Genomic DNA, 24,224 nt, shown 5'->3' on the forward strand with positions numbered 1-24,224 from the left:
TTCACTTATAAGCGAGGGTGATGGTTGCCACAGTATTGGCTGGCCCGGGGGTGACTACATTGCTGACCTGCTCGTAGCGAACCTCAAACGGGATCACCAGCGTTTCGTTGGCTACGGCCTGATTTTGGGTACTTACATAGGTACCGAAGGTGGCGAGATGGTCATCAAATAGCATTCTTACTCCGACGCCTGTAGCCATGCCGGTCTGCTGCGTGAGTTTGATCACCCCCTCAAATGCTGTGTCATATCCATTCGCGCTGGTGATTTTTAGCTCAGGCTGTACGGTTGTGTCACAGTTGACGGTGATATTAAATTTTTGAGCAGGGCTGGATAAAAAACCTACGCTGATGAAATCACTGACGGGAAAATCGCCCAAATTAACGGTGAGATTTTTCGGTAAAACGGAGCAGGTGACCTGATGAAGAATAACATTACCTGCATAGGCGATGTGGTTAGGGTTGCCGATCCCTTCATGGCCGAAAACGCCAATGCCAAATTCGGTTTGAGACTGCACCAGCGTACCGGATGTCACGGTGTCACTCGTTTTAACCAGCTCAAGCGTTATTTCAAAGCTAAAAGTCTGTGTTCCATCGGTAGAGACGTAGCCAACAGGCGTTCCACGTGAATCGCACTGCACGCCGCCAGCACCGCTAATTCGCTGCCCGTGATCATTCATCAATGCTACGCCAATCCCCGGCACACCGGATTCGTATACCCCCCTGAGCCCTGGCATTTCCGCTCCGGTGCCGTAGTAGCAGGAGACAATCTCCAGGCCGCTGTCGGTACTCTGATCGCAATGCCCGGCAACATGAACGCTCTGCTCTGTACCCGGGATAGTTGCGCCAACTGCCAGCGTCGTCGGGACAGAAATGGATGCCACGTTGATCATTTTGGGGAGATCCGGCGTGGTGCAGGTCGCCTTCGCATGCGGCATGAATAACGCAGCGGTTCCCAGAATCAGTAAGAAAAAGCACTGTTTAATCATTTGCATAATGTTTTGCCTTTAGGGGAGATCAGTGACACTGCGCGGCAGCGTTAATGATGCTGGTTTTCGCTTTCTCATCCGTGAGCACATAGTCAGCGACGCAATGCTCGTTTGCCTCCTGTCCCCAGGAAACGCGGAGATGCCCTTGCTGTGGCAGACCCGAGAGATAGGTCTGGCCGTCATTCCCGACGATAAATTCGCTGTCCTTGTCCTCGGTGGTAACCGTTGCGCCGAACGGCAGCGGTTTACCGTTTTGCGTGAGCGTCATCAGGACGCGATTGCCCACGCGCGTCGTGAAGCTGGCGCGCACAATGGCTCCGCGGGTTGGCGTCACAATTTGTGCCGCATGGGTGACGTCGGCGTCCTCCGGCAGCGTTTCCGTATCCAGCGCAATAGTGTTGTGGCGATACGCGGTGACGAACGGTACGACGGTGTAGCCGCGGAAGTCGGTTTCAACGCCGGTCTGGTTAGTGATATGCGTGCCGTGCGTACCCGGGGCTTTCACGAGCGCAATGGTCTCACCGAGCGGCTGGCTTAGGGTGATGCCGTTTGCATGGGCAATCACGCCTCCCTGCAAGCCGACGTTCAGTGTTTGCTGATATTTATCCTGACTGACGCCACCGCTCACTTCACCGTATGTCGCTTTGTAGTCGGCGTTAACGCTGGTGGAGTTACCGCTGCCGGTGCTGCTCAGCCCCTCCTGGAGATTCCAGTTCAGGTTGTCTTCTTTCAGGGCCGTACCGTTCAGGCCGATGTTATGCGTGGTGCCATCTTTCGTGTTGTTCAGGTTGTACGTGGCCCAGGTGTTATGCATCCAGCGCTCCAGCGGAACCGAAACGCTCAGCGAGAACTGGTTGTCGTTCGTCACCGCATTACCGTCCAGATCGCTGTCGTGAGTGTTTTTATTCATGCTGTAGCTAAGGCTGTAGCTAACGCCGTGCCAGCTGTTGTTGTAGCTGACGCTCATGGAGGTCATGTCCTGGTTCTGGCTCCAGTAGGTTTCCTTCACCATGCTCAGCGTGACCGATCCCCAGCCTTCTGGTAGCGTCTGGTCGATGGTGGCTTCGGTACGGGCGCGGCGCTGCTGTGGCGCAGACCAGTTGTCGGCGCGGGTATACGACTCCATGGTGTCGTCCAGGGTGTAAAACCCCTTGCTGTTGTAGCGATAGCCCGCAAGCGAAAAGTTGGTGCCTGAACCGGCGAAATCTTTGCTGTAGCGTACGCGCCACGATTTGCCTGTGCTGGACTGCTGTTTTTTCAGCAGGGCTCTGGCGCGAGTCACGTCAATGGAGAACGCCCCTAAATCGCCCATGTTTTTCCCGGCGCCTATCGCCTGCGACTGATAATGACTGCTCTGCTGTACGCCGCCGTAGGCCGTGAAGCCGTGGGGTAAACCATAGATGGCGCTCCCCTGAGCAAACGGGGTCTTTTCAACATCTTTGTCATAAGAACGATAACGCCCGGCAGTTACGCTGTAGCGCAGGTTTTTTTCACGCTGCAATACCGGAACGGAGGCAAACGGCACCACGAAATGGCTTTCGCTGCCGTCAGTTTCTTTCACCGTGACCTGGAGGTCGCCGCTGCTGCCGGTGGGGTAGAGATCGTTAATTTCGAAGGCCCCCGGCGCGACCGTGTTCTGATAAATCACGTACCCGTTCTGGCGCACCATCACCAGCGCGTTGCTGTGGGCGGTGCCACGAATAATAGGCGCATAGCCTTTTTCGCTGTCGGGAAGCATGTCGTTATCGGATTTCAGCTCCATGCCGGTGTAAGGGACACTGTCAAAAACATCAGCAGGTGATGAGCTCTGGCCAACGGTGATATCGCTTTTCATCGCCACAATATCGCGTTGCGCATAGGTATAAACGGAGGTGAATTTCTGTTCCTCCTCATTGCCTGTGGTGCTGCGATTCCAGGTGGAATAGTTGCGAAGGCGCCATGCGCCAACGTTTAAACCCGGACGCAGGTTCACGTACTGGCTACTGCTATCCTCTTCACCCTGCTGGCGCGCATGGCTCTGGCTGGCGTTGACGCTGTAATTAAGCAAGCCCGCGTTGATCCCTTCGTCAAACTCTTTCGGGTCGATGTAACCGCGTGGCACCTGTCCGAGCGCCTTTTGCGGAATGCTCAGCAGCAGCTGCTGGTTGCGAACGTGAAAGATTGCAGATGAAGCAGGGATGACACCTAGATCGGCACACTGGCCTTTGGCCATGAGCTGAGGAAACTTTTGGGTCCTGATACCGAGGCTTTTTAACTCACCCATGCTAAAGCAAGGTTGTAACGTGTCGTTGCCCTGCGAATCTTTCTCAAGCGTAAAGGTCACGTTGCGGGTATCAATTTTATTATTATTGATAAACACCGCGACCTCATATTTCCCCGGTGCCTGGCCGGGACCTTTTTCATAGACGGACAGATCGGTTTTACCCTGCTGGGGATTATCAATATCCAGCAGGGCGGGGTTAAAATAATCATCAGCCATAACCTGCTGCGCAAAGATGGCTATTGCCAGGCCACAGAGAATGACCAGCAATGAAGACATTCGGCAGGTGAACGGCTTTTTGTGGCTGTACATGATTATTTTATTACCGGAACAATTAATGAACGGATTTCGACCAGGAATGGCTGATGCTGCCGTAATCATTAATAATGGAATACGTCACGTTTGAGCCCCCGACATTACCCGGTATGGCAAAATGTGTTTCTGATTTCGGAACAGCCCAGGTCGCTTTTGTGACTTTCTGACCGTTAAGCGTGACGGTCTGGAAATTCATATAGAAAGGCGTAGGGTTATTCACCACCAGGTCGTTACCTTCGCGATGCCATTCAAGCTTATCCGCCACATCTTCTGGTCGGCCTTTTACCGCGGACGGGCGATACAGCAATTTAATGCGGGTATTAATGGCAATTTGCAGCGTATTTACTCCCTCAACGTGTTTTGAGGAAGGGATCGCTTTGATATTCAACCAGTACAGAGATTCCCTGTCTTCCGGTAAATTTCCGCCCGTGCGTACCACGCGCAGAACGTTATCTTCTTTTGCATCCAGACGGAAAAGCGGCGGGGTGATCAGGAATGGGGCTTTGGCCGGGTTTTTACCGCCAGAATCGACCCAGGACTGTACCAGATAATCCGTCGTATCTGGGTTTGACAGGCCAAGAGATGATTCCTTTTTATCTCCTTGATAGACCAGCCGGGTACCATTAATCACGACGCCCGCATGTGCAGAGGCTGCTATCAGTAAAAGAGTGCTCAGTAAATAACCGTGGCGCATAAAGATTTCTCAATAAATAGAAGAGATATTAATGCCCGCAAAAGCATTAATATCTCAGGATTGATAAGATCAGTTATAAATAACGGTGAAAGTCGATACAGAGTTGGCAGGGCCTGCGGTAATGGCGGCCTGAGTTTGAATATAACGCGCACCGAATTCCAGGTCGTTAACTGCCGTGCCGGAGGCTAAAGGATATTGCTGCGAAGGCGTATACAGAGTGACAGGCTGCCCGGAAGCATCCATCAACTGAATCGCTACACCGGTTGCCGCATCGGTATCTGGCGTTAATGCCAGCGCGGCATTATTATCCGCATCCGGCGTACCACCGAAGTTAATCGCAGCCGAGGTCACTGTTTCCGGACAATTGGTTAACTTAATATCAAACTTCGTTGATGTGCTGGTAGAGCCTGCGCCGGTAAATACCGTTTTAGACACCTTACCCAACTGAACGTTTAATGGATTACTTAATCCATTCACGACCTGGCAAGCAGAATCGATAATTTCACCGGTGAAATTAATCTGACCTTCACCGTTAGTTGCCGCAAATGCGGATGCAGAACATCCCACCGTTGCGGCGATAAAAAAACCTAATGCAACCTTGTTCATAGTTAATCCTGATGTGATTCTGGTAAAAGCGTTGCCTGGACGTTTTTACCGTTGACCCTTAATGATTTTTCGATGTTTATTTAATCAAAAAAAGGGTCGCTGCGGATCTTTTGTCCCAATCACAAATAATGTAAATAGTGCTTGAGTTTAATTTTTTTATATGAAAACAGCAGGTTGATAATGATCACAAAACACTATCGGGTCTGTGTTCATCGGGCTATATTGTTAACAAGATAATGCAGTCAGGAGAAATGTCGTGGATTACCGCAAAATTATCAAAGAGGTAGGGCGTGGGAAAAACCACGCTCGCGATCTGGACCAGGAAACAGCCCGCGCGTTGTACACGCATATGCTGAATGGCGACGTGCCGGAACTGGAAATGGGCGGCATTTTGATTGCGCTGCGTATTAAAGGGGAAGGTGAGGCGGAGATGCGCGGCTTTTATGAGGCCATGCAGTCGCAGACCATGCGCTTAACCCCGCCCGTCACGAAGCCGATGCCAATTGTGATCCCGACCTACAACGGCGCGCGTAAGCAGGCAAACCTCACGCCGCTGCTGGCTATTCTGTTGCAGAAACTCGGTTTCCCGGTAGTAGTGCATGGCGTGAGCGAAGATCCGACGCGCGTGCTGACAGAAACCATCCTGGCGTTGTTAGGTATTGAACCGACCCTCCATGCCGGTCAGGCACAGGCAAAGCTGGAGGGGAATCAGCCGGTCTATATCCCCGTTAGCGCGCTCTGCCCACCGCTGGAAAAGCAGCTGGACATGCGCTGGCGCATGGGCGTACGTAACAGTGCTCACACCCTGGCGAAGCTGGCGACGCCGTTTGCCGAAGACGCCGCGCTGCGTCTTTCCAGCGTCTCCCATCCGGAATACGTGACGCGAGTCGGGCAATTCTTTGCCGAAATCGGTGGACGCGCGCTGCTGATGCACGGGACAGAAGGCGAGGTTTACGCCAACCCGCAGCGTTGTCCACAGCTGATGCTGATTGAGCCCGCCGGGACGCGGGTCGTTGTCGAACGTGGGGAAGAGAACAGAGATGCGATCCTGCCTGAGTCGAAAGATCCGCAGGTCACCGCGCGCTGGATTGTGCAGTGTCTGGCCGGGAAGGTGCCGGTTCCGCAGTCAATCAAGCTGCAAATGGCCTGCTGCCTGCTGGCTGCAGGGGAAGTCGAGTCCGTGGAAGCCGGGTTGCAGCGCGTGGCGCAGTCATTTTAAGCAAAAAAAAGCCCGTCCAGTGGCGGACGGGCAAACAAGGGTAACAACAACAGGGTCAATGAGGGTTGGAGCATCTCACCAGAGGGTATGGCGAGGGTGGAGCATAATTTGTTCGATTACTTGTAGATAACCGCAGTACCGCTCAGTTTGTTATTACCGTTAGTGGAAGTGATGGTGTATCCACTTGCGCCCGCGGCGGCAGCTTTTTCAGCCAGTTTTGCTTCCAGACCGTCCAGCGTGGTCGCGCCTTCAGCACTCACCACACCGATTTTGTTCAGATCCTGTGCCTGAGTAGAGGAGACTGGCTCTACAGCGAAAGCGCCGAAAGACAGAGCGGACAGGGCAACAGCGGCAACAGCATATTTGATGGTTTTCATAGGTCAATTCTCGCAGGTTATTCTGTTAAGGGGACGATGTTCCGTCGATGTGATAAGTATCACGCTTTTTAGCGGAAGATAAAATCGAAGAGAATTGATGTGGTTGGTCAAAAAAATTGAATGACAAATAACTTATTGATTATTAATAAAATCAGAAGCGCAATTGACACTTCTTGCGGATACGCTTTACAGACACAATCAGAAGGGCACGTTTTGCTACGCGCTTCGCTGAAAGTCGTGAGCGTAAAGTAAACTGTTGGTGCGGTTAACTACGGTAAAGGAAAGTCAACGTAACTGGCTGTCTTTCGATCCTCTACGATTATATCCTGAATGTGAAGCATTTTTTGAATCTTTCTCCTGCTGACAGGTGATGCAAAGCCGCACCCCGGGAATGGCTTTACGTCGTGCCTCAGGAATGGGATCCCCGCACTCTTCGCATTCCGTCAAACTTTCGCCGCGCGGAATTTCACCGCGAGCACGCGCAACCGCATCTTCAATGGTACTGTTGATCTGTTCGTTAACGGCGTCGTCATTCGCCCAGCCGGAAGCCATGATGTTCTCCTGAAAGGGTCAAGTCATGCATTTTAATATGGGGTGAAAAAACGCACAGTCAAGGCGCAGGCAGAGAGAACTGCATCTGCCGGGCAGATGCAGTTTGGAAGGCGGTAAGTTATTTATAGATAGTCGCGGTCCCGTACATATGGTTATCGCCACCGGCGGCGTTCACCACGAAGCCTTTAGCGCCTTCCTGACGGGCTTTTTCGGCCAGCTTGTCCTGAAGGTCATCAAGGTTGCTTGCCCGGCTGACAGAGACCGTCCCGGCCGCGCGTAGCTGGCTGGTGTCGGTACTGTCGGTCAGAGGTTGAACGGACAAGGCAGAGAACGATGCGCCTGCCAGCGCACCCGCAATAATAAAGGTCAGATACTTTTTCATAATCACATCCTCAGGGGAAACAACAGGTGATTCCTGTTAAGTTTAGAAGCCTGATGCGTGTGATTTAGCGCAAAAATTTGATGATGATCTGCTTATTTTTTGAACGATAAATTCTGACAATTTGTTGACAGATCATAGACATACAGGTCGCTGATTTTTGTCGTTTTTTTGTGCGACTCAGACAGATATTTACCCCCGCGCCGTCACAGGGTATCTTACGCGGCTGTTTAAAGGAGAATGCCATGACTTCCCACAAGCCGGGATTGCACCCGCGTAACCGCCACCGTAGCCGCTACGATATGAAAGCCCTGTGTCTGAGCTGCCCTGAATTGCAGGGTTTTATCGTTCAGACACCAGCCGGTGAACCGTCGGTAAACTTTGCCGATCCGCTGGCGGTTAAAACGCTGAACAAAGCGCTGCTGGCCCATTTTTATGGTGTGACGCACTGGGACATCCCTGATGGCTTTCTCTGCCCGCCGGTCCCGGGCCGTGCGGATTACGTCCATCATCTTGCCGATCTGCTGGCGGATGACCACGATGGCGTAGTGCCGAAACAGGCTACCGTCCTTGATATCGGTACGGGCGCGAACCTGATCTACCCCCTGATAGGCGCACATGAGTACCAGTGGCGATTTACCGGCAGCGAGATCGGTGATGAGGCCTTCGCCAGCGCGCAGGCCATTATCAACGCTAACCCGGGGTTAAGCCGGGCCGTTCGTCTGCGTCGTCAGAAGGATGCCGCTGCTATTTTCAACGGCATAATTCATAAGAACGAACAATATGATGCCACCCTGTGCAACCCGCCATTCCACGACTCCGCCGCGTCCGCGCGTGCGGGAAGTGAACGCAAGCGGCGTAACCTGGGCCAGGCCGAAGATGGCGCGCTGAACTTTGGCGGCCAGCAGCAGGAGCTGTGGTGCGAGGGCGGGGAAGTGGCCTTTATTCTGCGCATGATTGCCGAGAGTAAAGGCTTCGGTCGTCAGGTGAAATGGTTTACCACGCTGGTCTCTCGTGGCGATAACCTGCCGCCGCTTTACCGCGCGCTGACCGAAGCCGGCGCGGTGAAGGTGGTCAAAAAAGAGATGGCGCAGGGTCAGAAGCAGAGCCGCTTTATTGCCTGGTCCTTTATGGACGATAACAAACGTCGCAAATAGCACCCCATCGTAGGCCGGGTAAGGCGAAGCCGCCACCCGGCTCGGTTACAGCGTCGGCTCCTGTGGAGGGAGCGGCGAAGCGGGCGGCGACAATACCTGATACGTCTGCACCGGCGCTCTCACGTTCGCCAGATCGAAGTGTTTTTTCACCATGCTGTCCAGGGCGAAGCGCACCGTCCACTGCTTAAGCGGCTGGGTGGTGAACGACACGCGCAGGGTAAAGGCAGTGTTTGTCAGCCCGACGATGCCCGCAAACGACGGCTCACCAATTACCAGCCCGCGAATATCCTCCATCTCCATCAGTTCGCTCACCGCATCCCGCAGCGCCTGTTTCGCCTTATCTGCATCTTCGTGACGATCGACATCATAATTCGCCACCACCGAACCAATGCCGCGCACAAAGTTGGCAAAGGTGGTGATCGATGACCACGGAATAATGTGGTACGCCCCGGTATCCTGACGTACGCCGACGGAGCGAATGGACATCCTCTCCACCGTGCCGGTGAGCGGTCCAATGGTCACAAGATCCCCGGTGTTCATCCCGTTCTCAAACTGGATAAAAATGCCGGTGATAATATCCTTCACCAGCGTCTGCGAACCAAAGGAGATCGCCAGTCCCAGGGCACCGGCACCCGCCAGCAGTGGGGCGATATTTACGCCGATTTCCGACAACACAATCATGATGGTAATGGTGCTAATGATCACCGCCAGCGCGTTGCGGAACAGCGTCAGCAGTGTGCGGGCGCGGGCGCTTGGCAGGGGCCTGCCGTGGACATCCGACACCAGACGGTTTTCGATAAGGCTTGCCAGCAGCGTCCAGCCGACGGCGGAGAAGAACAGGATCAGCGCGATACGAATAAGAATATCGACGGTCTTTTCCCCGGCGCCGTTATGCAGCCAGTTCCAGAAATCAAACAGTCCCCACGCATTCAGCAGCAGCATAATTGCCACGCAGACCGTCAAAATACGCGCCACCTTCAGCGACACCGATGTCCAGCCATTTACCCGTTTTTGCAGCTCGGGGTAATTACGCTGAACCTGCGGCGACAGGGTGATCGTCTTCGACAGCCAGCGGGAGAGCAGGCCAGAAACAAAGGCCGCGATGCCGATAATCGCCAGGCTTTTGAACGTCGCCCCCATCATAAATTTCAGGCTGTTGCCCGGATCGAACAGCGAGAAGAAACACAGCACAATAAAATAGGCGCTGGCCAGCCAGTGCCACACCAGCGCAAAGGCGCGAATAAAGAGGCTGAAAAAGGAGAGGGAGCGATCGGCCAGGTGAAGCAGACTGTCGGTGATCGCTTTTTTATTGTGGAAGATGAGGTACAGCGCCCAGACGGTAATACAGAGCATGATCAGCACGTTCGCCAGGGCCCCGAACTGCACGTTAACCTGGTTGGAAATAATCGGGACGGCGACCAGCAGGCCATAGCCGATCAACCCGCTCAGCACGCTGAGCCGAACCGCCCAGTATTTGGCGCTCCGATCCGAAATGGCGAACGGGCGAAGTTCCGGCACGCGCGGACAGAATATTAACCGCAGGAGCGCCTTAAAGAACTCGATCAGGGCAAAGGCGTTCAGGAACAGCCCCTGCTGAAAGGCGATGGTTTTGTTCCCGGTATTAAGACGATCGGCCAGCATTTGGCCGACAAACAGCGTCAGCGCCAGCAGCAGCAAATCGATGATAAAGGCCCCGGTAATCATTGCCGGAAGATGCAGCCAGCTGCTTTTATGCTGATTCTTTTTACGTCCCCAGTGGCCCATCTTCCGGTAAAGCGGCCAGACAGACAGGCGCAACAGCCAGTAAAAAATGAATACCGCGGCGGCCAGAATAGAAAACTGGGTCGCGGCTGAAGAAAAGGTGTGGGGATTAAAAGGCTTATGCGAGGTGCCAACAAGGTTGCGATAGAGCTGTGCAAAACGCGACGACAGGGCTTCCCCGTAGCGGCGACTGATATCGGTGACGTTTTCCAGTACCGTCTTTTCGTCTTCGACTTCCGGCGGCGCGATAGTCGGAACCGGATCCTGAGGCGGTGTGGCGGCCACTTTCCTCAGCTGATCGATAAGCTCCTGCCGGGACGTGTCGTTCTCAAGCACGTCGGCAAGTGCGCTGTAAGCGGCTTTTTTCTTTTCAGCGTCGGGTTCTGGCGGCGCATTTTGCTGGGTGGCGGTGGCTCCGGTGGTGACGCCGGGAATGGTTACAGCTAGTGATGGCGCGCTAAACAGGGTAAACAGTAGCAACAGGATCCACGGCACGGCGTCCTCCGACAAAAATATCGTGCAAAATGATAAGTATAGAGTGCGCGGAGCGGAGGGGAGTTTTTGGGAACAATCCGGCATAAAAAAGCCGGGCATGCCCGGCTCTGTGTATGGCTATCAGGAGACGTGTTGCAGGAACTCCTGGAGGCGCTGGCTCGGTGGGTTCGCAATCAGCGCCTGCGGATTACCGTCTTCCGCGATGCGGCCCTTATCAATGAAGATCAGACGGGACGCCACTTTTTCGGCAAAGCCGATTTCGTGGGTAACGATCACCATCGTCATGCCTTCTTCTGCCAGATCCTGCATCACTTTCAGCACCTCGTGACGCAGCTCCGGGTCGAGTGCGGAGGTTGGCTCATCAAACAGCATCATCTTTGGCTTCACCGCCAGCGCACGGGCAATGGCCACGCGCTGCTGCTGGCCACCGGACAGCTCGGAAGGATAGTGGTGGGCACGCTCCGCCAGACCCACTTTCGCCAGCAGATCTTTTGCCAGCGTTTCTGCCGCCGCTTTGCTGGCCCCACGCACGCGCAAAGGACCGAACATCACGTTTTCCAGCGCCGTCAGGTGCGGGAACAGGTAGAACTGCTGGAACACCATGCCCGCTTCCTGGCGGATCAGGCGCTCGTCCACTTTCGGATCGTTCACCTTCAGACCATCGACGATCAAATCGCCGCTGGTGATCTCCTCGAGCTTGTTAATGCAGCGCAGCAGGGTGGATTTTCCGGAACCCGACGGCCCGATGATCACCACCACTTCACCCTGCCTGATGTTCAAATCGATATTGTGCAGTACCTGGGTTGGACCAAAGTGCTTGGAAACATTTTTAAATTCAATCACAGGATTTTCATCCTTCTTTCAAGACGACGCAGAACAAAGCTCAGGACAAGCGTGATAATCAGGTAGACAACGGCGACCGCACTCCAGATTTCCAGGGCGCGGAAGTTACCCGCGATGATCTCCTGGCCCTGACGGGTCAGCTCGGCCACGCCGATAACAATAAACAGCGAGGTGTCTTTAATGCTGATGATCCACTGGTTGCCCAGCGGCGGCAGCATGCGGCGCAGCGCCAGCGGCAGGATCACGTGACGGATCGTTTCGCGACGGGAAAGACCTAACGCCAGGCCAGCTTCGCTGAAGCCTTTATGAATCGACAGCACCGCACCGCGGGTGATTTCCGCAATGTAGGCGCCGGAGTTAATCATAATGGTGACGACAGCTGCGCTGAACGGGTCAATGCGCAGATCGTTGAAGGCCATCGGCAGGGCGAAGTAGATAAACATGACCTGCACCACAATGGGGGTGCCGCGGATCACTTCGATGAAAACCAGTGCGATGTGGTTTGCAATCCAGCCGCCGTAGGTGCGGGCGAAACCGGCCACCAGACCGATAATTAACCCGCCAACCAGACCGAGGACCGAAATCCACAAGGTCATTTTAGCGCCTTCAAGCAAGAGAGGAATGGCAGGCCAGATGGCGCTCCAGTCAAACTGCATGATGTATTCCTGTATACCGTGGTGAAAAACGAAAAACGTAGGCCCGGTAAGCGGTAGCGCCACCGGGCGTTACAAACCTGAAGTCAGGTGAAATTATTTAGGCTCGGTACCGAACCATTTTTTGTAGATTTCGTTATAGGTGCCGTTCTCTTTCAGGGTTTTCAGCGCGCCGTTAACTTTATTACGCAGGTCGTCGCTGCCTTTCGGGAACGCAATACCGTACTGTTGAGCTTCCAGGGAATCACCTACCGCTTTGAACTTGCCGTTACCGGCGGTTTTGATGAAGTAAAGGATGTTAGGCGTGTCGTGCAGCACCGCGTCTGCGCGGTTGGTGCCCAGTTCCATGTAAGCGTTGTCGATGTTCGGGAACTGACGCAGGTCTTTGGTTTTGATATTGGCTTTCGCGTAATCAACGGAACCGGTGCCGCTCTTCACGGCGACCACTTTACCGTCGAGATCTTTCACGCTTTTCACGTCGTTGTTATCCGCTTTCACCATCACCAGCAGGCCGCTTTTGTAGTAGCCGTCAGAGAAATCGATCGCTTTTTTACGTTCTTCGGTAATGGTGATGCCCGCCAGCGCCAGGTCAACGTTTTTGGTTTGCAGTGCCGGGATAATGCCGCTGAAATCCATTGGCTTCAGGGTGTAATCCAGTTTGAGTTCTTTTGCGACAGCGGCCCACAGATCAACGTCAAAACCAACGTATTTATCACCCTGTTTGAATTCAAACGGTACGAACGCCGTGTCAGTCGCCACAACCAGTTTGTCGGCAGCCTGCGAGGACACCGCAAACGCCAGGGTAAGTGCAGCCAGTGAAACTTTTAATACAGACTTCATAGCATTTCCTTTTATATCCACGGGGCGATCCCCTGCGAGAACCTCAGGCACAATGAAAAAATCGTGCCAGTTTTACAAGCTGTTGTTTTGCAAAGGGGATAATGTCACGCATTGCACAAAAAGCGTGGCAATTCTGTCAGGTTGCACCAGAATGGAGCACCGTTTTGGTGCGCTTCGTTAAGGTCTTCTGACAGGGGGATATTTAGCGCAGAATCTGACGAAAAAACAATCTTCCGTTAACGGTTGTGTGAGGTGATTATTACATTTTATTCACTTTTGCGGCCGTTGCGGACAAAAGTGTGCACCATAAATGTGCAAAACCCCCGCCAGGGGCGAGGGTTATTCAGACAATCCGCAGGGATTATTCGATGTTTGACTCAATGAACCACAGGAACTGATCCAGGTCGCGTGACGCGGCAGTGAAGATATCAGCGGTGTCTTCATCTTTTGCTTCGCCAATCGCTTTACGAACATCGTTCGCGACAATCGCATAACGGTCCGCCAGCTCTTTCAGATGATCCTGAACGGTATGGATATCCAGCGGATAGCTTTTCAGTGGCGTTTTGCTGTTGATCACCTGCGTGGTACCCAGAGCCACACCGCCCAGCTGTACGGCGCGTTCGGCCATGGTATCCAGATGAGTCACCAGTGCTGTGCGGAAGCCATCCAGCATTTCATGAACGGCAATAAAGTTTGCACCGCGCATATTCCAGTGGGCCTGTTTGGTGATCAGCGAAAGATCGATGAACTGGACCACCTGGCGATTCAGCAGCTCAATGGTCGCTTTTTTATCGCTATCCGATACATCGTTACGGGTATAAAGCAGATTAGACGCTTTCGTTTTCACCAGTTTAGCGGTACTCATAATCTCATATCCTCTTGATGTTTGTGTCCCAGGTAATTACGGGATTAAGTATAGCACCGGATTTTTTCTCTGCGGTTTGGCGCTGCCTATCGGTTTAATAGCGAAAGGATGGTTGAAGTTTTAACTTAATGATTTTAAAGTTTTTTATATAAATTGATGCAGATCAATCTTAATTCGTTAAGTGACAAGGCGGGCAGGTGAAATATTTTGGCAATATAAGAGAGTTTGTAAGAAATTATTTGAAGGGCTGACGAGACCTATATTCTGCATGGCCGGTAAGCCATGCAGAATTTAAGGGCTAGTTGAGGTCAATCTTATGTACTTTTGGTTCCGGGCGCATGGTCAATGTAGAGCCCATTGACGCCGCGATAATGGAACAGAGCGCCAGCGTCTGCACCAGTGTCAGGGTTTCGCCGAGGAACATCATTCCAGAGATGGCAGCCAGCGCGGGCTCCATGCTCATGAGCGTACCAAAAATACGCGTAGGCAGACGCGTCAGGGCGATCATCTCCAGAGAGTAGGGCAGCGCCGTGGAAAGAATGGCGACCGCCAGCCCAACCGGCAGGATTGACCACTGCCATATTGAGTCCGTTGCTTGTGCCATGCCGATCGGGACAAAGATAACCGCGGCAATCAGCGAGCCTAAGGCGACCGTCGCGGGGCCGTGCTCTTCGCCCGCACGCTGGCCAGTGAGAATATACACCGCCCAGCACGCCCCTGCGCCCAGCGCCAGAGCGGCCCCTGTCAAATCGATTTGTGAAACGCTTTGGCCGAGCGGCAGAAGGAACCATAGCCCCAGCACGGCCAGTATGACCCAGATAAAGTCTACCGGGCGACGAGAAGAAAAGAGGGCAACCGCCAGCGGGCCGGTAAATTCAAGCGCGACCGCGATCCCCAGCGGGATAGTCTGAATAGAGAGGTAGAACATGTAGTTCATCCCTCCCAGCGCCAGCCCATAAAAAAGCAGAGGCAGTCGCTGCTCCTTTTTAAACCGTAGCCGCCAGGGTTTAAAGACAACCACGAGGATCAGGGTGCCTAATGCGATACGCAGCGCCGTGACGCCGGGCGCACCAATCAGCGGAAACAGCGATTTTGCCAGCGACGCGCCGCTTTGTATGGACATCATCGCGATAAGTATGACTGCCACCGGCATCCAGACCGACGATTTACGAGGTAAACCTGGCATCCTTTCTCCTGTCATTTTTTGTCAAAAGAGGTAAAAGTCGCAGTGTAATGGAAATAACCTGCAACGGTTGAGCTACTGTTGAAAAAAATCCAGGGAAAATCCGTAAAATGAGAAAACGTTGCTGATTTTATCGCCTGAAAGATTAGGAATAATCTGGATGAACTAAATGGCGATGACGCGCACTATTAGCATTTACAGGTGAAAATCTGGAGTTATTTGAACGAGATAGCTGGTGCTGGAAATGTTCTGTTACAGGAAAGGTCGCATTAGACATCGTGAATGACAAAGAGTTTCACAGATTTTTTTGATATATTTAAAACTTACGGACTTACTTGAAGCACATTTGAGGTGGTTATGAAAAAAATTGCATGTCTTTCAGCACTGGCAGCTGTTCTGGCTGTTTCCGCAGGTACCGCTGTAGCGGCAACTTCTACTGTAACTGGTGGTTACGCTCAGAGCGATATGCAGGGCGTGATGAACAAAACCAACGGTTTCAACCTGAAGTACCGTTACGAGCAAGACAACAACCCGCTGGGTGTGATCGGTTCTTTCACTTACACCGAGAAAGATCGTACTGAAAATGGCTCTTACAATAAAGGTCAGTACTACGGCATCACCGCGGGTCCTGCTTACCGCCTGAATGACTGGGCAAGCATCTACGGTGTTGTAGGTGTTGGCTACGGTAAATTCCAGCAGACCGAAAACCAGGGTCTGAACCGTACTGCAAGCAACAGCGACTACGGTTTCTCCTATGGCGCAGGTATGCAGTTCAACCCGATCGAAAACGTTGCTCTGGACTTCTCCTATGAGCAGAGCCGTATCCGCAACGTTGACGTTGGCACCTGGATCGCGGGCGTAGGTTACCGCTTCTAATCACTTCGGTGAGCCAGTAAAAAATCCGCCCAATGTGGCGGATTTTTTTTGTTTGTACCCTCTCCCCGTGGGAGAGGGCCAGGGTGAGGGCATCAGCCTGCACGAGACGGCAGAGATCACTTACTCTTAATATCGAAAATATCCGTCCCCAGATGGTTATAGTCAACTTTCTGTAACCTGAAGTTGGTAATGTAAACTGGCGGGCCCTTCTTCCCGGAGATAAACGGGTAATCATTTTTTATCTCTTTCGCCTTAATCCCCGTCCACTGTGAGAAGAATTTCAGGAAATCGTTCGCGGAACGGCGCGCTTTGATGATGCGATGCGTTTTGTCATCACTCGACAGCACCATAAACGGTACCTGGAAGTTCTGCTGAAACTTGTCATCGTGGGCCAGATACTGCACCTCTTTACCGCGCTCCTTAAACGCCAGACCGTGGTCAGAGAAATAGACCATCGAGAAGCTATCGCCGCTGTTGCGCAGCTGCGCGTACAGCTTGCTGAGCAGATCGTCGGTTTGCGTCATGGTGTACAGATAACACGAGGTCTCTTTGGATTGCACAAACTCCGCATATTTTCCCCCGGTACGATCGCATGCCTGCGGGTGTGACCCCATCAGGTGCAGGACGATCAGCTGCGGCTGGGTGCGCTGAGTGGCAAAGACCTGCGCGGTCATTTTTAGCAACGCTTCATCTTTTGTGTTTTTATCGGCTTCGAAATCACCGCTTTTCAGGAACTGTACCTCGTCGGCACGCTTCGCGATGCTGGCAATGGCGGTATCATACTCGCCGATCTGCCCCTGGTTGGAGAACCACCACGTCTGAAAACCTGCCCGGTTGGCCAGGGTGACAAAATTATCCTGAAACTGCGGTTTTCCATCCACGACACGGTTGAGCGTCAGACCGAGAGATTTCTGCGTCGAGCCGCTGGCCGCCACGTAATCGGTAAACAGCGTACCGTTGACGGAGCTGGCAAACGGCGTGTTATCCCAGTGACCGCCAAACGCGCCGAGCGCATCGCGACGCGCGCTTTCACCGATCACCACCACATAGGTGTGATACTTCGGTTTCACCGCCAGCACGTTCCAGGTATCTTTCATGGTGGAAAGCTCGGCCATACGCGCCTGCTCGTCGAGCACTTCCTCGTTATTCACTACCACGTCTTTAACGAAGCGAAACACCGGATACCCGGTATCTTTAAGCTTAAACACGCCGCCCCAGGCCAGATTTTGTACCGGCGCAACAAAAAACGTCACTACGCTAAAGGCCAGGCACAGGCTTTCAATTTTACCCCATGTTTTTTTCCCGACCTGCTTACGGCGAACCGCAATCACGCCGAGAGCAAAAATGAAAAGGCCAACCACGTAGTTGTACCACGGGAAGATCGTCAGGATCTCTGTAGACTCTTCCATATTGGTGGAGTGGAGCGCCAGCAGGGTATTAAAGTTCGGCGCGCCATAGGCCTGGCCGAACGGGAAATAGGCGGCAGCCACCAGAGAACAGATCCCGATAAGCACTTTCTGCATGCGCGGTGCGCTTCGCCATAGCAGGTGAAGAATGCAGGTGAACCCGACGGCATAAAGCAGGCTAAAGGGGTAGCCAAGAGCAAAGTTAATCAACAGCGATTGCAAAAAATAAAATCCCGTCCACGGGCTTAGGGCCCGGCTGCGGGTAACAAGTGTATCAATCAGGGTTACGTTCATAGATCACTATCACGAAAACGCCATGTGCTCACCCTGGCGTCAAGGGTCAAAGCCTGCCGGACAGTGCGTGGAAAGGGAATGGAGGTCCGCTTCAGCGAGCCGCAAATTGTGCAGGGCTGCAAGAAGATAGTGCGAGCGTGAATCAAGGTCAACACTTGCTAAACAGATGTTTTGCGAAGGGGGCTGCAAATCCGCAAAAATAATCAGGAAAAAGCGAGTTTACAACGAAAGTGTGACAGGAAAATGAAGCGGCGTGCCGCGACGCCGCTTAGTGAGAAGATTTGTCGTCCTGATGCGGTTTGGCGTTAAACATATCGCACAGCATGTTCAACAGCATTAGACGCACTTTAAAAGGAGAGTGAGTAAACACGTTCATACACCTCTTGAATTCATTCATAAGACCTCCTGATTCATGATCCCTTCGATCCGTGAAGGGTGACTGCATTACATACAGATATAGCACAGGCTATATTGTATAGCTATGGCTAATTCGTTAATTTTTTGTGCTTGTAGAGCTATGGTTTACAATGTGCGCTCCGTTACAGGGCGCTGGAAGCGTCAACCCATTGAGGAAGCACAATGAACCGTCGCGCAGGTAAGCCAACTACAAAAAAAACGACGCAACTGGTGAACGTTGAAGAGCATGTGGAAGGCTTCCGTCAGGTGCGTGAGGCGCACCGCCGGGAGCTGATTGATGATTATGTCGAACTGATCTCCGATCTGATTCGTGAAGTTGGAGAAGCGCGCCAGGTGGACATGGCCGCACGCCTGGGGGTGTCGCAGCCAACCGTTGCCAAAATGTTAAAACGTCTGGCGTCGGTCGGGCTGATCGAGATGATCCCCTGGCGCGGGGTGTTTCTCACCGCTGAAGGCGAAAAGCTGGCGCAGGAGAGCCGCGAGCGCCATCAGATCGTCGAGAATTTTTTACTGGTGCTGGGCGTCAGCCCGGAAATTGCCCGTCGGGATGCCGAAGGTATGGAACACCACGTCAGCGAAGAGACGCTGGTGAAGTTCCGCGAATTTACGCTCAAATATGGCCCCGCCGCTGAATGAACATCCCCGGCTTGCAGGCCCTGAAACGCGATCGTTTTTTCCATCTTTTACTTATCACTGGCGTTGGGCTCAGCGTCTTTGTGCCCTTCACGCCGCACACCTGGCCGGCGGCCATAGACTGGCGCACCATTATTACCCTGAGCGGTTTGATGATGCTCACCAAAGGCGTGGAGCTGAGCGGCTATTTTGACGTGCTGGGGCGCAAAATGGTGCGCCGCTTCGCCACCGAGCGCAAGCTGGCTCTGTTCATGGTCTTTTCGGCGGCGCTGCTGTCGACGTTCCTCACTAATGACGTAGCGCTGTTTATCGTGGTGCCGCTTACGCTCACGCTGCGTAAGCTGTGCGAAATACCGGTTACCCGTCTGATTATCTTTGAAGCGCTGGCCGTCAATGCAGGCTCGCTGCTCACGCCGATCGGTAACCCGCAGAACATTCTGCTGTGGGGACGCTCCGGCCTGTCGTTTACCGCATTTACATGGCAGATGGCGCCGCTGGCGCTGGCGATCGTGGCGACGCTGCTGGTGGTGGGCTGGTTTGCTTTCCCGAATAAATCGTTGCAGTACCACAGCGGTACCACCGGCCCCCAGTGGCAGCCGCGTCTCGTCTGGAGCTGCCTGGGACTGTATATCGTTTTCATTACCGCGCTGGAGTTAAACCAGGCGCTGGCGGGCGCGCTGCTGGTGGCGTGTGGCTTCCTGTTCCTCGCCCGGCGGGTGCTGGTGAGTGTTGACTGGACGCTGCTGCTGGTGTTTATGGCGATGTTTATTGACGTGCATCTGCTGGTCCAGCTCCCGGTATTGCAGACCGTTCTTCATAGCGTCAGCGGTCTGTCGCAGCCGGGATTATGGCTGACGGCGATTGGTCTCTCGCAGGTGATCAGTAACGTGCCGTCTACCATTTTGCTGCTTAACTATGTTCCCCCAACGGTACTGCTGGCGTGGGCGGTCAACGTCGGCGGCTTTGGGCTGCTGCCCGGCTCGCTGGCCAACCTCATCGCCCTGCGGATGGCCAACGATCGCCGCATCTGGTGGCGCTTCCATTTATGGTCAATCCCGATGCTGCTCTGGTCTGCGGCGGTCGGTTTCGGACTATTCCTTCTCATATAGTGCGCAATTTGTCAGTTTTTCCTGGCAAATGTATAGCAACGTCCTAGCTTTAGTGAACGGCATAGTGTGATGCCGCTCACTGACAGGACCGTTGCTGAACTATGGCAGAAGATCAAAATCCACCTGCTGACGAGCAGGATCAAAACAATAACGAGCGCAAGCGCCCGGGCAAAAAACCGTTAATTATCCTTGGCATCGTGGTCATCGTGATGGTGATCGTGGCGCTGGTCTGGTGGTTTTTAACCCGTAACGAAGAGACCACCGACGACGCCTTCACCGACGGCGACGTAGTGACCATTGCCCCAAAAACGGCAGGCTACGTTACCGAACTTCGCGTGCGGGATAACCAGCGTGTAAAGAAAGGGGATGTGCTGGTGGTGATCGATCCGCGTGATACCACCGCCCAGCGCGATCAGGCTCAGGCCCAGCTTGGGCTGGCGGTTGCGCAGTTGCATCAGGCGCAGGCGCAGCTGGCGCTCTCGAAGGTGCAATATCCCGCCCAGCGCGATGAAGCCAAAGCCCAGGTACTGAAAGCCCAGGCGGATATGGCCAACGCTCAGGCGGAGTACCGCCGTCAGCGCGGCGTTGACCCCCGCGCGACCACACAACAAAGCATCGATGCCGCGAACGCTCAACTGCGGAGTGCCCAGGCGGGTCTGGCCAGCGCGCAGGCGCAGCTGGAGGTGGCGGAGCAGGTCCAGCTGCAAATCCGCCAGCAGGAGACTAACGTCGAAGCCCGCGAACGGCAGGTCGATCAGGCCAGAGCGCAGTTGGAAACCGCCAACCTGAACCTCTCTTATACCGAAGTCCGCGCCCCGTTCGACGGTTTTGTCACCAAACGCAACGTCCAGCCTGGTACGCTGGTGCAGGCAGGCACGGCACTGTTCTCGCTGGTTTCCCCGAACGTGTGGGTGGTGGCGAACTTCAAGGAGTCGCAGCTTGAACGTATGAAGCCGGGCGACAAAGTGACCGTGTCCGTCGATGCCTGGCCGGATATGGCGCTCGAAGGCCATATTGACAGCATCCAGCAGGGCAGCGGCTCGCGCTTCTCCGCCTTCCCGTCGGAAAACGCCACCGGTAACTTTGTGAAGATCGTTCAGCGCGTGCCGGTGAAAATCGTCATTGATAAGGGGCTGGATCCGAACAAACCGCTGCCGCTGGGGCTGTCGGTTGAACCGAAGGTCACCGTGGAATGACGGACAGCAGCCACGAAAACTGGAAGCCCGCCAGTAACCCGTGGGCGGTGGCGATTGTGGTCACCCTGGCGGTGTTTATGGAAATTCTGGACACCACCATCGTCAACGTGGCGCTGCCCCACGTCGCGGGGTCGCTCTCGGCCAGCTATGCCGAATCTACCTGGGTGCTCACCAGCTACCTGGTGGCGAACGGCATCGTGCTGCCGATCTCGGCCTTCCTGAGCCGGCTGTTTGGCCGCAAGCAGTTCTTCCTGATCTGCATTGTGATGTTCACCATCTGCTCGTTCCTGTGCGGCATCGCCACCGAGCTTTGGCAAATCATCCTGTTCCGTGTGATGCAGGGCTTTTTTGGCGGCGGGTTGCAGCCCACGCAGCAATCGGTGCTGCTCGATTACTTCAAGCCGGAGGACAGGGGCAAAGCCTTTGGCCTTTCATCCATTGCCATTATCGTCGCGCCAGTACTTGGCCCGACGCTGGGAGGCTGGATCACCGATAACTACTCCTGGCGCTGGGTGTTCTTTATCAATATTCCGGTAGGGATTGTGACGGTGCTGGCCATCTATCAGCTGCTGGAAGATCCGCCGTGGGAGAAAAAGTCGGAAGAGAAGCTCACCGTCGACTGGACGGGGATCGGCCTGATCGCTCTCGGACTTGGCTGTTTGCAGGTGATGCTCGACCGGGGCGAAGATGATGACTGGTTCTATTCGAACTTTATCCGCACCTTCGCGGTACTGACGCTGGTCGGCATTATCGGCGCGATCTACTGGCTGATGTATGCCAAAAAGCCGGTGGTGGATCTGCACTGTATGAAGGATCGCAACTTTGCGATCTCCAGCCTGCTGATGGCGGGGATGGCGATGATCCTCTACGGCAGTTCGGTGGTTATTCCGCAACTGGCGCAGCAGGATTTGGGCTATACCGCCACCTGGTCCGGGCTGGTGCTGTCGCCCGGGGCGGTGCTGATTGTGCTGACTATTCCGCTGGTACTGAAGCTGATGCCGGTGGTGCAGACGCGCTGGATCATCGCCTTCGGCTTTACCTGCCTGGCGGTGTCCTTCTTCTGGTCCCGGACGCTGACACCGGATATCGATTTCGAAACGCTGGTGCTGTTCCGCAGCGCCCAGTCGATTGGACTCGGGTTCCTGTTTGTGCCCCTCACCACCATCGCCTTTATCTCGATCCCGAGGCGGCTTAACGCCGACGCGGCGGCGCTGTTTACCATGTTCCGCAACGTGGCCGGCTCGATTGGGATTTCGCTCTCGACGGCGGCGATCACCGAGCGCTCGCAGGCGCACAGCGCGCATCTGGCTTACCACGCTTCGCCGTTTAATGAGCAGTTCCAGCTGGCGATACGCGAAAGCGCCCAGGCGATCCAGAACTTCACCACTCAGGTGGGCGATCCGACCGGCATTGCCACCGGGCAGATGTACCAGACCATGATCGAGCAGTCGCGCTTTCTGGCCTACATCGACGTCTTCACCATTCTGAGCGCGGTGGCCTTCTTACTGATTCCGTTTTGTTTGTTGCTCTCGCCGGTTAAGAGCGAGGGGAGTGCAGGAGCACACTGATGATACACAGACGTTTACACCCCCTGATGATAATGATGCTGCTGGTGGGCTGCGCCGTCGGGCCGGACTACCAACAGCCTGCACCGCCCGCCACCACGCACTGGAACGATAAGGGCGACGGCGCGGTGAAATCGCAAACGTCCTCCGCCGCCACCAACCCGCGCTGGTGGAATACCTTCGGCTCGCCGCAGCTCGACAGCCTGATTGAACGCGCCATCGCCGGAAATCTGACGCTACAGCAAACGGTATTGCGCATTGCCGGCGCGCGCGAACAGATTAACCAGGCCGGTGGGGCATTTTTCCCGTCGGTGAATGGCAATGTGCAGGCGACGCGCCAGCAGCTTGGGCTGGAAGGGGAGCTGAAATCCCACGGCGTGTATGACCAGTTGAATAATGTCGATCCGCAGCTGCGAAGCGCGTTAGGCCCGCTGACGCAGCCGATTAACCTCTATCAGGGCAGCTTCGACGCTCAGTGGGAAATCGACCTGTGGGGCAAGGTGCGCCGTCAGGTAGAAGCGGCCGAGGCGCAGCAGCGGGCGGCGATCGAGCAGCGTAACGATGCGCTGGTCTCGCTGGAAGCCGAAGTGGCGCGGGCGTGGCTACAGCTGCGAGGGGCGCAGAGCATCATTGCCACGCTTAATACGCAAATTGAAAGCGCGCAGCAGACGCTGGATCTGACCGAAAGCCGCCAGCGGGGCGGGCTGTCACCGCAGATGGACGTAGAAAACGCCCGGGCGCAGCTGGGCAATCTTGAAGCCCAATTGCCGCAGTATCAGGCGCAGGAACGCCAGGCGATGAACGGGCTGGCCATCCTGCTCGGCAAACCGCCGGGGGCGCTGGATGCCGAATTACAATCCGTGCAGCCGATGCCAGCGTTGCCGGATATTGTGCAAACCGGCATTCCGTCAACGCTGGCGCGTCGTCGCCCGGACGTGCGCGAAGCTGAGGCGAACCTCCATGCCGCTACGGCGCAAATTGGCGTCTCGGTAGCAGAACTGTTCCCAAGCTTCACCCTCTCCGGGCAGTTTGGCCTGCGTAACAGCGAATCCGGCTGGCTGACCGACTGGAGCAGCCACTTTTACAGCTTCGGTCCGCAGGTCTCCATCCCCATCTTCCAGGGCGGTCGGCTGGTCTCCAGCGTCAAGGTGGCCCGCGCACAGCAAGGGGCGGCGGTGCTGGACTATCGTCAGACGGTGCTGACGGCGCTCGGCGATGTTGAAAACGCGCTGGTGAGCTATCGCACTGACCAGCAGCGTGAGGCGGGCCTGGCGAAAACCATCGACGCGCTGCAAAACGCTTTTGATCTCGCCAGCGACAGCTACCGACAGGGGATCGCCAGTTTTATTGACGTGCTGGACGCCCAGCGTCAGCTCGCTCAGGCCGAACAGCAGCGGGCGCAGGCGCAGGTGCAGAGCGCGCTTGACCTGGTGGCGCTCTACAAAGCCCTCGGCGGCGGCTGGGAGCCGTATCAGCAGGTTCAGCTGCCAGACTACAGCGTCTTTGGCGATGCCCCGCGCGGATAGATTCAGAGGATTGGGCAA

23 protein-coding genes are annotated in these 24,224 nt (G+C 54.7%); 8 read left to right on the plus strand and 15 right to left on the minus strand.

Features of this window, described 5'->3' with window-relative positions; translation table 11 throughout:
* Position 1: 1 nt before the first annotated feature.
* The 4 genes from INF86_RS07950 to INF86_RS07965 form a co-directional block, all read right to left on the minus strand.
* Entirely contained in the window at positions 2-991 is a 990-nt protein-coding gene (locus tag INF86_RS07950) for a fimbrial protein (RefSeq protein ID WP_022647513.1), read from the minus strand.
* Positions 992-1,013: 22 nt separating this feature from the next.
* Positions 1,014-3,557 (minus strand): fimbria/pilus outer membrane usher protein, encoded by a 2,544-nt coding sequence (locus INF86_RS07955; RefSeq protein ID WP_193543406.1) that lies wholly within the window; start codon positions 3,555-3,557, stop codon positions 1,014-1,016.
* Between the two features lie 22 nt (positions 3,558-3,579).
* On the minus strand, positions 3,580-4,254 hold the full coding sequence (locus tag INF86_RS07960) for a molecular chaperone (RefSeq protein WP_022647515.1): 675 nt from the start codon (positions 4,252-4,254) through the stop codon (positions 3,580-3,582).
* Between the two features lie 69 nt (positions 4,255-4,323).
* A complete protein-coding gene (locus INF86_RS07965; RefSeq protein WP_022647516.1) occupies positions 4,324-4,860 on the minus strand; it encodes a fimbrial protein in 537 nt (178 codons plus the stop codon).
* 256 nt (positions 4,861-5,116) lie between these two features.
* On the opposite strand from INF86_RS07965, the gene ybiB reads away from it, so the two are divergent.
* On the plus strand, positions 5,117-6,079 hold the full coding sequence (gene ybiB / locus INF86_RS07970; protein WP_022647517.1) for a DNA-binding protein YbiB: 963 nt from the start codon (positions 5,117-5,119) through the stop codon (positions 6,077-6,079).
* A 116-nt stretch (positions 6,080-6,195) separates the two neighbouring features.
* Here ybiB and ybiJ read toward each other — a convergent pair whose 3' ends face one another.
* The 3 genes from ybiJ to mcbA all read right to left on the minus strand — a co-directional run bounded on the left by ybiJ (position 6,196) and on the right by mcbA (position 7,390).
* Positions 6,196-6,456 carry a DUF1471 family protein YbiJ gene (ybiJ, locus tag INF86_RS07975; RefSeq protein ID WP_003858474.1) on the minus strand — a complete coding sequence of 87 codons (261 nt, stop codon included), beginning with the start codon at positions 6,454-6,456 and terminating at the stop codon, positions 6,196-6,198.
* 285 nt (positions 6,457-6,741) lie between these two features.
* Entirely contained in the window at positions 6,742-7,008 is a 267-nt protein-coding gene (locus INF86_RS07980) for a DksA/TraR family C4-type zinc finger protein (protein WP_022647518.1), read from the minus strand.
* A gap of 118 nt (positions 7,009-7,126) precedes the next feature.
* Positions 7,127-7,390 carry a DUF1471 family periplasmic protein McbA gene (gene mcbA, locus INF86_RS07985; RefSeq protein ID WP_022647519.1) on the minus strand — a complete coding sequence of 88 codons (264 nt, stop codon included), beginning with the start codon at positions 7,388-7,390 and terminating at the stop codon, positions 7,127-7,129.
* A gap of 242 nt (positions 7,391-7,632) precedes the next feature.
* Here mcbA and rlmF point away from each other — a divergent pair, with 242 nt between their 5' ends.
* Positions 7,633-8,544, plus strand: a complete 912-nt coding sequence (gene rlmF / locus INF86_RS07990; RefSeq protein WP_023305741.1) for a 23S rRNA (adenine(1618)-N(6))-methyltransferase RlmF — start codon at positions 7,633-7,635, stop codon at positions 8,542-8,544.
* Between the two features lie 45 nt (positions 8,545-8,589).
* On the opposite strand, the gene ybiO is transcribed toward rlmF, so the two are convergent.
* From ybiO to rhtA, 6 genes are all read right to left on the minus strand, one after another.
* Positions 8,590-10,800: a mechanosensitive channel protein gene (ybiO, locus tag INF86_RS07995; protein WP_193543442.1), complete on the minus strand. Its 2,211-nt coding sequence runs from the start codon at positions 10,798-10,800 to the stop codon at positions 8,590-8,592.
* Positions 10,801-10,920: 120 nt separating this feature from the next.
* Positions 10,921-11,643, minus strand: a complete 723-nt coding sequence (gene glnQ, locus INF86_RS08000) for a glutamine ABC transporter ATP-binding protein GlnQ (protein ID WP_022647522.1) — start codon at positions 11,641-11,643, stop codon at positions 10,921-10,923.
* On the minus strand, positions 11,640-12,299 hold the full coding sequence (gene glnP / locus INF86_RS08005) for a glutamine ABC transporter permease GlnP (RefSeq protein ID WP_010428919.1): 660 nt from the start codon (positions 12,297-12,299) through the stop codon (positions 11,640-11,642). Before glnP ends, glnQ begins: the two co-directional genes overlap by 4 nt.
* 93 nt (positions 12,300-12,392) lie before the next feature.
* Positions 12,393-13,136: a glutamine ABC transporter substrate-binding protein GlnH gene (gene glnH / locus INF86_RS08010; protein WP_003858455.1), complete on the minus strand. Its 744-nt coding sequence runs from the start codon at positions 13,134-13,136 to the stop codon at positions 12,393-12,395.
* A 361-nt stretch (positions 13,137-13,497) separates the two neighbouring features.
* Positions 13,498-14,001 carry a DNA starvation/stationary phase protection protein Dps gene (dps, locus tag INF86_RS08015; RefSeq protein WP_000100801.1) on the minus strand — a complete coding sequence of 168 codons (504 nt, stop codon included), beginning with the start codon at positions 13,999-14,001 and terminating at the stop codon, positions 13,498-13,500.
* A gap of 298 nt (positions 14,002-14,299) precedes the next feature.
* Positions 14,300-15,187 carry a threonine/homoserine exporter RhtA gene (gene rhtA, locus INF86_RS08020; RefSeq protein WP_023305742.1) on the minus strand — a complete coding sequence of 296 codons (888 nt, stop codon included), beginning with the start codon at positions 15,185-15,187 and terminating at the stop codon, positions 14,300-14,302.
* A 354-nt stretch (positions 15,188-15,541) separates the two neighbouring features.
* Between rhtA and ompX the strand changes: the two genes are divergently transcribed.
* Positions 15,542-16,060 (plus strand): outer membrane protein OmpX, encoded by a 519-nt coding sequence (gene ompX, locus INF86_RS08025; RefSeq protein WP_003858450.1) that lies wholly within the window; start codon positions 15,542-15,544, stop codon positions 16,058-16,060.
* A gap of 116 nt (positions 16,061-16,176) precedes the next feature.
* Here the strand turns inward: ompX and INF86_RS08030 are convergent, their stop codons facing one another.
* Both INF86_RS08030 and mntS read right to left on the minus strand, forming a co-directional pair.
* The gene (locus INF86_RS08030; RefSeq protein ID WP_022647524.1) at positions 16,177-17,760 is read right to left on the minus strand and encodes a phosphoethanolamine transferase; all 1,584 of its coding nucleotides are present in this window, start codon (positions 17,758-17,760) and stop codon (positions 16,177-16,179) included.
* Positions 17,761-18,028: 268 nt separating this feature from the next.
* Complete coding sequence (gene mntS / locus INF86_RS08035) at positions 18,029-18,157, minus strand: manganase accumulation protein MntS (RefSeq protein ID WP_022647525.1); 129 nt, start codon at positions 18,155-18,157, stop codon at positions 18,029-18,031.
* A gap of 182 nt (positions 18,158-18,339) precedes the next feature.
* On the opposite strand from mntS, the gene mntR reads away from it, so the two are divergent.
* The 5 genes from mntR to INF86_RS08060 all read left to right on the plus strand — a co-directional run bounded on the left by mntR (position 18,340) and on the right by INF86_RS08060 (position 24,206).
* Positions 18,340-18,813, plus strand: coding sequence for a manganese-binding transcriptional regulator MntR (gene mntR / locus INF86_RS08040; protein WP_022647526.1), 474 nt, complete (start codon positions 18,340-18,342; stop codon positions 18,811-18,813).
* A complete protein-coding gene (locus INF86_RS08045; protein ID WP_045308536.1) occupies positions 18,810-19,919 on the plus strand; it encodes an anion transporter in 1,110 nt (369 codons plus the stop codon). The genes mntR and INF86_RS08045 overlap by 4 nt, the downstream gene beginning before the upstream one ends.
* A 101-nt stretch (positions 19,920-20,020) precedes the next feature.
* A complete protein-coding gene (locus INF86_RS08050) occupies positions 20,021-21,115 on the plus strand; it encodes an HlyD family secretion protein (protein ID WP_022647528.1) in 1,095 nt (364 codons plus the stop codon).
* A complete protein-coding gene (locus INF86_RS08055) occupies positions 21,112-22,683 on the plus strand; it encodes a DHA2 family efflux MFS transporter permease subunit (protein ID WP_193543407.1) in 1,572 nt (523 codons plus the stop codon). The genes INF86_RS08050 and INF86_RS08055 overlap by 4 nt, the downstream gene beginning before the upstream one ends.
* The gene (locus INF86_RS08060) at positions 22,683-24,206 is read left to right on the plus strand and encodes an efflux transporter outer membrane subunit (RefSeq protein ID WP_193543408.1); all 1,524 of its coding nucleotides are present in this window, start codon (positions 22,683-22,685) and stop codon (positions 24,204-24,206) included. The genes INF86_RS08055 and INF86_RS08060 overlap by 1 nt, the downstream gene beginning before the upstream one ends.
* Positions 24,207-24,224 lie beyond the last annotated feature (18 nt).

This window comes from Enterobacter cloacae complex sp. I1M, assembly GCF_014982425.1.
In the GTDB taxonomy this organism is placed as follows: domain Bacteria; phylum Pseudomonadota; class Gammaproteobacteria; order Enterobacterales; family Enterobacteriaceae; genus Enterobacter; species Enterobacter intestinihominis.